Below are 12,163 nucleotides of genomic sequence, written 5' to 3'. Positions count from 1 at the left end.
CTCGGAGGAAGCCACAAACGGGGTCCGCGCAGACCCCATGGCCGATACTGGACGGGTTATGGAAACCATCATCCTTGCTGTAGTCATCGCCGTGGTCGTGCTCGGCGCGCTCGGCGGGCTGATCGTGGGCAGCCGGCGCCGGAAGCCGCTGCCCCCGCCGCCCCCCGAAGCGCCCGACATCACCGCGCCCCCGGCCGAGCCGCACGTCGGCGACGAGGCGGAGACGCCGCGCGACGAACCGCGCCGGACGATCGAGGAGGTGGATCTTCCCGGCGGCCCCGCACCGGTCGTCGTCGAGGAGCCTCCCGTGGTCGAGGCTCCCGAGATCGAGATCCCGGAGCCCACGGCAGGCCGGCTGGTCCGCCTGCGCACCCGCCTGTCCCGCTCGCAGAACGCCCTCGGAAAGGGCCTGCTCACGCTGCTCTCGCGCGAGCACCTGGACGAGGACACCTGGGAGGAGATCGAGGACACGCTGCTCACCGCCGACGTCGGCGTGCAGCCCACCCAGGAACTGGTCGAGCGCCTGCGCGAACGCGTCCGGGTCCTCGGCACCCGCACCCCCGAGGAGCTGCGCGGCCTGCTCCGCGAGGAGCTGCTCACGCTGATCGGCACCGAGGTCGACCGCACGGTCAGGACCGAGCCCGAGGACCGCAAGCCGGGCATCGTGATGGTCGTCGGCGTCAACGGCACCGGCAAGACCACCACCACGGGCAAGCTCGCCCGCGTGCTCGTCGCCGACGGCCGCAGCGTCGTGCTCGGCGCCGCCGACACCTTCCGCGCCGCCGCCGCCGACCAGCTCCAGACCTGGGGCGAGCGCGTCGGCGCCTACACCGTGCGCGGCCCCGAGGCCGGCGACCCCGCCTCCGTCGCCTTCGACGCGGTCAAGGAGGGCAAGGAGATGGGGGTCGACGTCGTCCTCATCGACACCGCCGGCCGCCTGCACACCAAGACCGGTCTCATGGACGAGCTGGGCAAGGTCAAGCGCGTGGTCGAGAAGCACGCGCCGCTGGACGAGGTGCTGCTCGTCCTGGACGCCACCACCGGCCAGAACGGCCTGGTCCAGGCCCGCGTGTTCGCCGAGGTCGTGGACATCACCGGCATCGTGCTGACCAAGCTGGACGGCACGGCCAAGGGCGGCATCGTCATCGCGGTCCAGCGCGAGCTGGGCGTACCGGTCAAGCTGGTGGGGCTCGGCGAGGGCGCGGACGACCTCGCGCCGTTCGAGCCGGAGGCGTTCGTGCATGCGCTTATCGGCGAGTGAACCACCCGCGGACGCCGGCAGGTGGTCACGTGGACACCAAGAAGCTCCCGCCCCGAGGTGCAGTCGGGGACGGGAGCTTCGTCTTGGCCGGGCCGGCCTACGCCCTGGCCCGCGACCGGTGGGCCACATACGCCAGCGTGCCGAGCAGCAGCCGGGCCGCCGGGGGGCGCGTCGCCGAGTCCAGCGCGGGCGGGCGCAGCCAGCGCACCGGGCCCAGGCCGCCCCGGTCGGAGGGCGGCGCGGTGATGTGCGTGCCGGGGCCGAGGCCGCGCAGGTCCAGCGCGGCCGGGTCGTCCCAGCCCATGCGGTAGAGCAGCCGGGGCAGGTCGGCGGCGGCGCCGGGCGCGACGAAGAAGTGGGCGCGGCCGTCGGGGGTCGCGGTCACCGGGCCGAGCGGGAGGCCCATCCGCTCCAGGCGGACCAGGGCGCGGCGGCCGGCCGGCTCCGAGACCTCGATGACGTCGAAGGCCCGGCCCACCGGCAGCATCACCGAGGCGCCCGGTAACTCCGACCAGGCCTTGCCCACCTCGTCCAGCGTGGCCCCGGCCGGCACGGGCGCGGCGAAGTCCAGCGGATGCGCGCCCGGCGCCGGGCAGTCGGACCGCCCGCACGAGCAGGCGCCCCCGGCGGCCCGCGCCCCCGGCACCACGTCCCAGCCCCACAGCCCGGTGAACTCGGCCACGGCGGTGCACTCCGCGGACCGGCCGCGCCGGCGCGTGCCCGAACGGATCTCGCGGATGCCGCCGATCGTGAAGCCCATGCCCCCTCCAACGGGTCCAGCGCGCCGGTGGTCACGCCACGGAACGAGACGGAAACGGAACGTAACGTTACGGCTCCGCCTCCCCGCGGCGACGCGGCGCTAAGGCGGCGCCTTGAGGTGCGGAGGGTGGCGCACCGGAGGGTCACGCGCCCCTGAGTGCATCACTCCGCCGACTTCCGGCCGTCCTCTGTCAAGTGAATCGCGGGCTGGCCACCGTGAGTTCATTCGAAGGGGTGGCGAATGGTGGCGTTTCAGGGATCCCTGTGGTTGGACGGGTGATCGTAGGATTACTGTGAGTGTGCGAGTCCCCGGGGCACATGCACTCGCGGGTATGCCGGAGGCAAGTCGTCAAACCGTTCGAAGGGTGAGAACCGGCGGACGGGAGGCCCTATTTACCGGCATTCTGATAGGGCTTGGCGCATCGGGCGGCAAGTGGTCTCAGGGATGGGGGCGTTCCAGTGGGCGGCAGTGGCGGAAGCGGGACACACGCTGACAAGCGCCCCAACGAACTGCTCGGTTCGTGGTTCGTGCGCAGCGGCTGGTCCAAGGGCGAGCTGGCCCGCCAAGTGAACCGCAGGGCACGCCAGTTGGGTGCCAACCACATCTCCACCGACACCTCGCGGGTCCGCCGCTGGCTGGACGGCGAGAACCCGCGCGAACCGATCCCGCGCATCCTCTCGGAGCTGTTCTCCGAGCGCTTCGGCTGCGTCGTCTCCATCGAGGACCTCGGCCTGCGCGCCGCCCGCCAGTCGCCCGCCGCCTCCGGAGTCGACCTGCCCTGGACGGGCCCGCAGACCGTCGCCCTGCTCGGCGAGTTCTCCCGCAGCGACCTGATGCTCGCCCGGCGCGGCTTCCTCGGGACGTCGCTCGCGCTGTCCGCCGGCCCCTCCCTCATCGAGCCCATGCAGCGCTGGCTCGTGCCCGCCCCGGCCGCCCCGGCCCCGCCCGAGCCCCAGCCCGCCCACGACGCGCGCAGGCCGGGCCCGCTGTCCCGGCCGGAGCTGGAGCTGCTGGAGTCCACCACGCGCATGTTCCGCCAGTGGGACGCCCAGTGCGGCGGCGGCCTGCGCCGCAAGGCGGTCGTCGGCCAGCTGCACGAGGTCACCGACCTGCTCCAGGAGCCCCAGCCCGAGGCCATCACCCGCAAGCTGTTCCAGGTCGCCGCCGAGCTGGCCGAGCTGGCCGGCTGGATGTCGTACGACGTCGGCCTCCAGCCCACCGCCCAGAAGTACTTCGTGCTCGCCCTGCACGCGGCCAAGGAAGCCGGGGACAAGCCGCTCGGCTCGTACATCCTCTCCAGCATGAGCCGCCAGATGATCCATCTCGGCCGGCCCGAGGACGCCCTGGAGCTGATCCACCTCGCCCAGTACGGCAGCCGCGACTGCGCGAGCCCGCGCACCCAGTCCATGCTGTATGCGATGGAGGCCCGCGCCTACGCCAACATGGGCCAGCCCGGCAGGACCAAGCGCGCCGTCCGCATGGCCGAGGACACCTTCGCCGAGGTCGACGAGTGGGACGAGCCCGACCCCGACTGGATCCGCTTCTTCTCCGAGGCCGAGCTGTACGGCGAGAACTCCCACTCCTTCCGCGACCTCGCCTACGTGGCCGGGCGCAGCCCCACCTACGCCTCCCTCGCCGAGCCGCTCATGCGGCGCGCCGTGGAGCTGTTCGCCGACGACTCCGAGCACCAGCGGTCGTACGCGCTCAACCTCATCGGCATGGCCACCGTGCACCTGCTCCAGCGCGAGCCCGAGGAGAGCACGACCTATGCCACGCGCGCCATGGAGATCGCCAAGAAGGTCCGCTCCGAGCGTGTGAACACTCGTATCCGAAAGACGGTCGACACGGCCGCCCGCGACTACGGCGACCTCGCCGCCGTGGTCGACCTCAGTGAGCAGCTCGCCGTCGACCTGCCGGAGGCCGCCGAAGCCGTCTGACCACCACAGCACCCCGAACCCCGGCCGCGGCCGGTCCTCCCGAACTGCCCGACTCGGCTCCCCCATGCCAGGTCATCGGAAGGCCCGCCGCGGCCGGCTCGTGTCTTTGCGCGGGTCCCGCGGAGAAGGTTGCGCCACGATAACGATCGCGCGGCCCGGTATCCCGCGCTTCACCGACGCGTAACACACAGGGCGCCTTCGTCACCCCGGCGAAACAACGAGGGGCTTCCACCGAAACCGCGCTGCGCCAGTCTCGTGGCGCATAACCGGCCCACCCCTCACCGACCGGACCGCTCAGGCACCGCCCGCACGGGGCCGTACCAACCGACGAGGAGACGCCGATGGCACCAGCCATCATGCTTGCGGCGGACGCACCCAGACTGTCGTCCGCGAACACAGGCTTCATGCTCATCTGTTCCGCCCTGGTGATGCTGATGACCCCGGGACTGGCCTTCTTCTACGGAGGCATGGTCCGCGTCAAGAGCACCCTGAACATGCTGATGATGAGCTTCATCAGCCTGGGGATCGTCACCATCCTGTGGGTCCTCTACGGCTTCTCCCTCGCCTTCGGCACGGGCAACAGCCTGCTCGGCTGGAACGCCGACTGGATCGGCCTCAGCAACATCGGCCTGACGCAGCTCTGGGACGGCTACACCATCCCGATCTTCGTGTTCATGGTCTTCCAGCTGATGTTCGCGATCATCACCCCGGCCCTGATCAGCGGCGCCCTCGCCGACCGGGTCAAGTTCTCCGCCTGGACGCTCTTCGTCGCCCTGTGGGCCACGATCGTCTACGTCCCGGTCGCCCACTGGGTCTGGGGCGCCGACGGCTGGGCCTACAAGCTCGGCGTGATCGACTTCGCGGGCGGTACGGCGGTCCACATCAACGCCGGTGCCGCGGCGCTCGGTGTCATCCTCGTCATCGGCAAGCGCGTCGGCTTCAAGCGCGACCCCATGCGCCCGCACAGCCTCCCGCTGGTCATGCTCGGCGCCGGTCTGCTGTGGTTCGGCTGGTTCGGCTTCAACGCCGGCTCCTGGCTCGGCAACGACGACGGCGTCGGCGCGCTGATGTTCGTCAACACGCAGGTCGCGACGGCCGCCGCCATGCTGGCCTGGCTCGCCTACGAGAAGATCCGGCACGGCGCGTGCACCACGCTCGGCGCCGCCTCCGGCGCGGTCGCCGGTCTGGTCGCCATCACCCCGTCCGGCGGCGCCGTCTCCCCGCTCGGCGCGATCGCCGTCGGCGCCATCGCCGGTGTCGCCTGCGCCGCGGCCGTCGGGCTGAAGTTCAGGTTCGGCTACGACGACTCCCTCGACGTGGTCGGCGTCCACATGGTCGGCGGCATCATCGGCTCCCTGCTCATCGGCTTCTTCGCCACCGGCAAGGGCCAGTCCACCGCCACCGGCGTCTTCTACGGCGACCACACCTTCACCCAGCTGTGGAAGCAGTGCGCCGGGGTCTTCGCGGTCCTCGCCTACTCTCTGATCGTCTCCGCCGTCCTCGCCTTCCTCCTCGACAAGACCCTGGGCATGCGGGTCACCGAGGACGAGGAGATCTCCGGCATCGACCAGGCCGAGCACGCCGAGACCGCATACGACTTCAGCGGCGCCGGCGGCGGCGTCACCGGCTCCCTCGCCGCAACGGCCCTGGCCGCCGCGCAGAACAAGAAGGTGGACGCATGAAGCTCATCACCGCCGTCGTGAAGCCCCACCGGCTCGACGAGATCAAGGAAGCCCTCCAGGCCTTCGGCGTCCACGGGCTCACCGTCACCGAGGCCAGCGGCTACGGCCGGCAGCGCGGCCACACCGAGGTCTACCGCGGCGCCGAGTACACCGTCGACCTCGTGCCCAAGATCCGCATCGAGGTGCTGGCCGAGGACGACGACGCCGAGCAGCTGATCGAGGTCATCGTCAAGGCGGCCCGCACCGGCAAGATCGGGGACGGCAAGGTCTGGTCCCTGCCCGTGGAGACCGCCGTACGGGTGCGCACGGGCGAGCGCGGGCCGGACGCGCTCTGACACAGCACAATGCGGGACAGGGGAACCTCGGGGGAAACGGACAGGAGTCGCTGGGTGACCGGTACGGATGTGCGCGAAGAGACGGAAGACTCGGGGCCCGGCGGCTACGCGGCGGCCCGGCTGCGCCTCCTCACGGAGGGGGCGCGGTCCGGGCCGCCGCGCCGTGCCGCCCTGTCCGGACTGACCGACGACTGGCTCGCCGGACTGTTCGACGCGGCGGCGGGAGCGGCGCACGGCGTCTCGCTCGTCGCCGTCGGCGGCTACGGCCGCGGGGAACTGTCCCCGCGCAGCGACCTCGACCTCGTCCTGCTCCACGACGGCTCCGACCCCGGCGCGGTCGCCGCCCTCGCCGACCGGCTCTGGTACCCGGTCTGGGACCTCGGCCTCGCCCTCGACCACTCCGTCCGCACCCCCGCCGAGGCCCGCAAGACGGCCGGCGAGGACCTCAAGGTCCACCTCGGCCTGCTGGACGCCCGCCACCTGGCCGGCGATTCCGCCCTCACCGCCGACCTGCGCACCGCCGCCCTCGCCGACTGGCGCAACCAGGCCCCCAAACGCCTCCCCGAACTCCAGGAACTGTGCGCCGAACGCGCCGCGCGCCAGGGCGAGCTCCAGTACCTGCTGGAGCCCGACCTCAAGGAGGCCCGCGGCGGCCTGCGCGACGCCACCGCCCTGCGCGCCGTCGCCGCCTCCTGGCTCGCCGACGCCCCCCGCGAGGGCCTGGCCGACGCCCGCCGCCGTCTCCTCGACGTCCGGGACGCCCTGCACCTGGCCACCGGCCGCGCCACCGACCGGCTCGCCCTCCAGGAACAGGACCAGGTCGCCGCCGAGCTGGGGCTGCTCGACGCCGACACCCTGCTGCGGCAGGTCTACGAAGCGGCGCGGGTGATCGCGTACGCCAGTGACGTGACCTGGCGGGAAGTGGGGCGCGTGCTGCGTGCGCGCGCCGTCCGGCCGCGTCTGCGCGCCATGCTGGGCGGCACCAAGCCGGTCACCGAGCGGTCGCCCCTGGCCGAAGGCGTGGTGGAACAGGACGGCGAGGTGGTGCTCGCCCGCGCCGCACGCCCCGAGCGCGACCCCGTGCTCCCGCTGCGCGCCGCGGGCGCCGCCGCCCAGGCCGGCCTGCCGCTCTCCCTGCACGCCGTACGGCGCATGGCCGCCACCGCGCGCCCCCTGCCCACGCCCTGGCCCGCCGAGGCCCGCGAGCAGCTGGTCACCCTGCTCGGCTCCGGCCGCCCCACGATCGAGGTCTGGGAGGCCCTGGAGGCCGAGGGCCTGATCACCCGCCTGCTGCCCGACTGGGAGCGGGTGCGCTGCCGGCCGCAGCGCAACGCCGTGCACGTGTGGACGGTGGACCGCCACCTGATCGAGACGGCGGTCCGCGCCTCCGAGTTCACCCGCCGCGTCAGCCGCCCCGACCTGCTGCTGGTCGCCGCCCTGCTGCACGACATCGGCAAGGGCTGGCCCGGCGACCACTCGGTGGCCGGCGAGATCATCGCCAAGGACGTCGCCGCACGGATCGGCTTCGACCGCGCGGACGTGGCCGTGCTGTCCCTGCTGGTGCGCCACCACCTGCTGCTCATCGAGACCGCCACCCGGCGCGACCTGGACGACCCCGCCACCGTCCGCTCGGTCGCCGAGGCCGTCGGCAGCCAGAGCACCCTGGAGCTGCTGCACGCCCTCACCGAGGCGGACGCCCTCGCGACCGGCCCGGCCGCCTGGTCCTCCTGGCGCGGCTCCCTCGTCGCCGACCTCGTCCGACGGGTCCGCGCCGTCCTCGCCGGGGACGCCCCCGACGAGCCCGAGCCGGCCGCGCCCACCGCCGAGCAGGAACGCCTCGCCATCGAGGCCTACCGCACCGGCGGCCCGGTCCTCGCCCTGCGCGCCCAGACCGAACCGGTCACCGACGAGGAGCCGGCCGGCGACCCGGAACCCCTGGGCGTGGAGCTGGTCATCGCCGTACCCGACCAGCCCGGTGTCCTCCCCGCGGTCGCCGGGGTCCTCGCCGTGCACCGCCTCACCGTGCGCACGGCGGAACTGCGCGCGCTGCGCCTGCCGGACGGTGTGGACGACGACGGAACCGTCCTCCTCCTCAATTGGCGGGTCGCCGCCGAGTACGGCTCCCTGCCCCAGGCGGCCCGGCTGCGCACCGACCTGGTCCGCGCCCTGGACGGCACCCTCGACATCGCCGGCCGCCTCGCCGAACGCGACGCGGCCTACCCGCGCCGCCGCGGCTGGACCGCCCCGCCGCCCCGGGTGGCCGTCGCCCCGGCCGCCTCCCACCACGCCACGGTGATCGAGGTCCGCGCCCAGGACGCCCCGGGCCTGCTGTACCGCATCGGCATGGCCCTGGAGAAGGCCGGCGTACGGGTGCGCAGCATGCACGTGAGCACGCTGGGCTCCAACGCGGTGGACGCGTTCTACGTCACGACGGGGGCGGGCGCGCCCCTGCCCGCCGGGGACGCGGCGTCGCTGGCGGGGGTGCTGGAGGAGACGCTGCGCGGATGAGCTGCCCCGGTGCTTGCGGCGCCGGGATACCCTGGAGGGCGACCTTCAAGACCGTCACCGACCCCGAGGACCGCGAGCGCCGTGTTCGACACTCTCTCCGATCGCCTGTCAGCGACTTTCAAGAACCTGCGCGGCAAGGGACGGCTCTCCGAGGCGGACATCGACGCCACGGCGCGCGAGATCCGCATCGCGCTCCTCGAAGCCGACGTGGCGCTGCCCGTCGTGCGGGCGTTCATCAAGAACGTCAAGGAGCGCGCGCTCGGGGCCGAGGTCTCCCGGGCGCTCAACCCCGCCCAGCAGGTCCTCAAGATCGTCAACGAGGAACTGGTCACCATCCTCGGCGGCGAGACCCGGCGTCTGCGGTTCGCCAAGCAGCCGCCCACCGTGATCATGCTGGCCGGTCTCCAGGGTGCCGGCAAGACCACCCTCGCGGGCAAGCTCGGCAAGTGGCTCAAGGAGCAGGGCCACTCCCCGCTGCTGGTCGCCGCCGACCTCCAGCGCCCCAACGCCGTCAACCAGCTCAGCGTCGTCGCCGAGCGCGCCGGTGTCGCGGTGTACGCGCCGGAGCCGGGCAACGGCGTCGGCGACCCGGTGAAGGTCGCCAAGGACTCCATCGACTTCGCGAAGTCCAAGGTCCACGACATCGTGATCGTGGACACCGCCGGCCGCCTCGGTATCGACGCCGAGATGATGCAGCAGGCCGCGGACATCCGGGACGCGGTCGGCCCCGACGAGATCCTGTTCGTCGTCGACGCCATGATCGGTCAGGACGCCGTCAACACCGCCGAGGCCTTCCGCGACGGCGTCGGCTTCGACGGCGTGGTCCTGTCCAAGCTCGACGGTGACGCCCGCGGTGGTGCGGCCCTGTCCATCCGGCAGATCACCGGCAAGCCGATCATGTTCGCGTCCAACGGCGAGAAGCTGGACGACTTCGACGCGTTCCACCCGGACCGGATGGCCTCCCGCATCCTCGACATGGGTGACCTGCTCACCCTGATCGAGCAGGCGGAGAAGACGTTCAGCCAGGAAGAGGCCCAGAAGATGGCCTCGAAGCTGGCGTCGAAGAAGGGCCAGGACTTCACCCTGGACGACTTCCTGTCCCAGATGGAGCAGGTCAGGAAGATGGGCAGCATCAGCAAGCTGCTCGGCATGCTCCCGGGCATGGGCCAGATCAAGGACCAGATCGCCAACCTGGATGAGCGGGACGTCGACCGCACCGCCGCGATCATCAAGTCGATGACCCCGGCCGAGCGCCAGGACCCGACGATCATCAACGGCTCCCGCCGCGCCCGTATCGCGCGTGGTTCCGGTGTCGAGGTCAGCGCGGTGAAGAGCCTGGTCGAGCGGTTCTTCGAGGCCCGCAAGATGATGTCCCGCATGGCCCAGGGCGGTATGCCGGGCATGCCGGGGATCCCGGGCATGGGCGGCGGCCCCGGCCGGCAGAAGAAGCAGCAGAAGAAGGCCAAGGGCAAGCAGCGCTCCGGCAACCCGATGAAGCGCAAGCAGCAGGAGCTGGAGGCGGCGCAGCGCCGCGAGGCCGCCGCGCAGGCCGGGAACGCGTTCGGGGTGCCGCAGCAGGGCGGCCAGGACTTCGAGCTGCCGGACGAGTTCAAGAAGTTCATGGGCTGAGCAAGCGCACGGGCTGAGTCCCGCTCGCACGGAACGCCGGGGGCGCCTCCCTGACACAGGGGGCGCCCCTTGCGCGTGCCGAGGCCCGTGGGGTGTCGTAACGTCCAGATATGAGTGATGCGGCGCCGCCCCGCAAGGCGCCTGATCAGCCGTGGCGCGCCGAGGGCACACCGGAGGAGCCCCCGCGGCGGTCCGGCCGGCTCAGGGGCGGCAAATGGTGGGGCCTGCTCGCCACCGCGGTGGTCGTCTTCGTGCTGGCCTACGTCGGGCTGCACTACTTCGGCCAGGGCAACGAGCCGACGATCTCGTACACGGAGTTCAGCAGACAGGTCGGCGAGGGCAACGTCGCCACGATCTACTCCAAGGGCGACGCGATCCAGGGCCAGCTCAAGAACCCCCGCTCCGATCCCGAGGGCGGCGGGAAGTACACCAAGTTCAAGACACAGCGGCCCGCCTTCGCGGACGACCGGCTGTGGCAGAACCTGAGCAGCCACGGGGTCACGGTCACCGCGCGCCCGGTCGTACAGGAACGCAGCCTGACGGCCAACCTGCTGATGTCCCTCATCCCCATCGCGGTCCTGGTCGTCGTGTGGCTCCTCGTCCAGCGGCGGCTCGGCGGGATGCTGCCCGGCGCGGGCGGCCTGTTCGGCCGCCGGTCGCCGCCCCGACCGGTCGGGCCGCGGCCGGACACCGAGCGCACGACGTTCGCCGACGTGGCCGGCATCGACGAGGTCAAGGGCGAACTCGACGACGTCGTCGACTTCCTGGAGCACCCCGACGTCTACCGCAGGATGGGCGCGAAGCTGCCGCGCGGGGTCCTGCTCTCCGGACCGCCCGGCACCGGCAAGACCCTGCTCGCGCGGGCGGTCGCGGGGGAGGCCGGCGTGCCGTTCTTCTCCGCCTCGGCGTCGGAGTTCATCGAGATGATCGTGGGCGTCGGCGCCTCCCGCGTCCGCGAGCTGTTCGCCGAGGCCCGCAAGGTGGCGCCGTCGATCATCTTCATCGACGAGATCGACACCATCGGACGCGCGCGCGGCGGCAGTTCGTCGATGAGCGGCCATGACGAGCGCGAGCAGACGCTGAACCAGATCCTCACCGAGATGGACGGCTTCTCGGGCGCCGAGGGCGTGATCGTCATCGCCGCGACCAACCGCGCGGACATCCTGGACCCGGCGCTGACCCGTCCCGGCCGCTTCGACCGGGTGGTCACCGTGTCCCCACCGGACCGCGGGGGCCGCGAGTCGATCCTGCGGATCCACACCCGGCAGATCCCGCTCGCGCCCGACGTGGACCTGACGCAGCTCGCCCGTGTCACCCCGGGCATGACCGGCGCGGATCTGGCCAATCTCGCCAACGAGGCCGCTCTGCTCGCGGTCAAACGCAAACAGGAGCAGGTGACCGGCGCCGACCTGTCCGAGGCGCTGGAGAAGGTGCAGCTCGGCGCCGAGCGCACCCTGGTCATGCCGGAGGAGGACCGCCGCCGTACCGCGTACCACGAGAGCGGCCACGCCCTGCTCGGCATGCTGCAACCCGGCGCCGACCCCGTCCGCAAGATCACCATCGTGCCGCGCGGCCGTGCGCTCGGGGTGACCATGTCCACGCCCGAGGTGGAGCGGTACGCGCACTCCGAGGAGTACCTGCGCGGGCGCATCATCGGCGCCCTGGGCGGCATGGCGGCGGAAGAGGTCGTCTACGGGGTCGTGACGACGGGTGCCGAGAACGACCTCGAACAGGTCACCAACATCGCGCGCGGGATGGTGGGCCGCTGGGGCATGAGCGAGCGCGTCGGCCGGCTGTCCGCCCTGCCGAGCGACGCCCAGCAGGCGTACGGACTGTCGGCCGCCCCGCAGACCCTGGACGTCATCGACTCGGAGATGCGGCGGATCGTGGACGAGTGCTACGAGGAGGCGTGCCGCAAGCTCCGCGACCACCGGGGCCGGCTGGACGCGCTCGCGCGGGCGCTGCTGGAGAACGAGACGCTGGAGGAGGCGGACGCCTACCGGATCGCCGGGATCACCCGCCTGACCAAGCCGAGCGAGGACTGACGAAAG

The 12,163-nt window shown here is 72.3% G+C and carries 8 protein-coding genes; 7 read left to right on the top strand and 1 reads right to left on the bottom strand.

All coding sequences use genetic code 11. The features are described from left to right. The first annotated feature begins 58 nt into the window (after positions 1-58). On the top strand, positions 59-1,261 hold the full coding sequence (ftsY, locus tag AQJ11_RS21760) for a signal recognition particle-docking protein FtsY (RefSeq protein WP_059264102.1): 1,203 nt from the start codon (positions 59-61) through the stop codon (positions 1,259-1,261). A gap of 97 nt (positions 1,262-1,358) precedes the next feature. Here ftsY and AQJ11_RS21755 read toward each other — a convergent pair whose 3' ends face one another. Beyond that, a complete protein-coding gene (locus AQJ11_RS21755) occupies positions 1,359-2,021 on the bottom strand; it encodes a bifunctional DNA primase/polymerase (RefSeq protein ID WP_059264101.1) in 663 nt (220 codons plus the stop codon). Positions 2,022-2,479: 458 nt separating this feature from the next. Between AQJ11_RS21755 and nsdA the strand changes: the two genes are divergently transcribed. The 6 genes from nsdA (at position 2,480) to ftsH (ending at position 12,157) form a co-directional block, all read left to right on the top strand. Continuing rightward, positions 2,480-3,958 (top strand): transcriptional repressor NsdA, encoded by a 1,479-nt coding sequence (nsdA, locus tag AQJ11_RS21750; protein WP_059264100.1) that lies wholly within the window; start codon positions 2,480-2,482, stop codon positions 3,956-3,958. A gap of 341 nt (positions 3,959-4,299) precedes the next feature. Next, the gene (locus AQJ11_RS21745) at positions 4,300-5,640 is read left to right on the top strand and encodes an ammonium transporter (protein WP_014675260.1); all 1,341 of its coding nucleotides are present in this window, start codon (positions 4,300-4,302) and stop codon (positions 5,638-5,640) included. Then, the gene (locus AQJ11_RS21740) at positions 5,637-5,975 is read left to right on the top strand and encodes a P-II family nitrogen regulator (RefSeq protein WP_030990174.1); all 339 of its coding nucleotides are present in this window, start codon (positions 5,637-5,639) and stop codon (positions 5,973-5,975) included. Before AQJ11_RS21745 ends, AQJ11_RS21740 begins: the two co-directional genes overlap by 4 nt. Positions 5,976-6,029: 54 nt before the next feature. Further along, positions 6,030-8,483, top strand: a complete 2,454-nt coding sequence (locus AQJ11_RS21735) for a [protein-PII] uridylyltransferase (RefSeq protein WP_014675262.1) — start codon at positions 6,030-6,032, stop codon at positions 8,481-8,483. Between the two features lie 81 nt (positions 8,484-8,564). Next, positions 8,565-10,112: a signal recognition particle protein gene (gene ffh / locus AQJ11_RS21730; RefSeq protein WP_014675263.1), complete on the top strand. Its 1,548-nt coding sequence runs from the start codon at positions 8,565-8,567 to the stop codon at positions 10,110-10,112. Between the two features lie 110 nt (positions 10,113-10,222). After that, positions 10,223-12,157, top strand: a complete 1,935-nt coding sequence (ftsH, locus tag AQJ11_RS21725; RefSeq protein WP_086011584.1) for an ATP-dependent zinc metalloprotease FtsH — start codon at positions 10,223-10,225, stop codon at positions 12,155-12,157. Positions 12,158-12,163: the final 6 nt, after the last annotated feature.

This window comes from Streptomyces corchorusii (genome assembly GCF_001514055.1).
GTDB lineage: Bacteria > Actinomycetota > Actinomycetes > Streptomycetales > Streptomycetaceae > Streptomyces > Streptomyces olivaceoviridis.
This window is presented reverse-complemented; position numbering and strand designations above follow the sequence as displayed.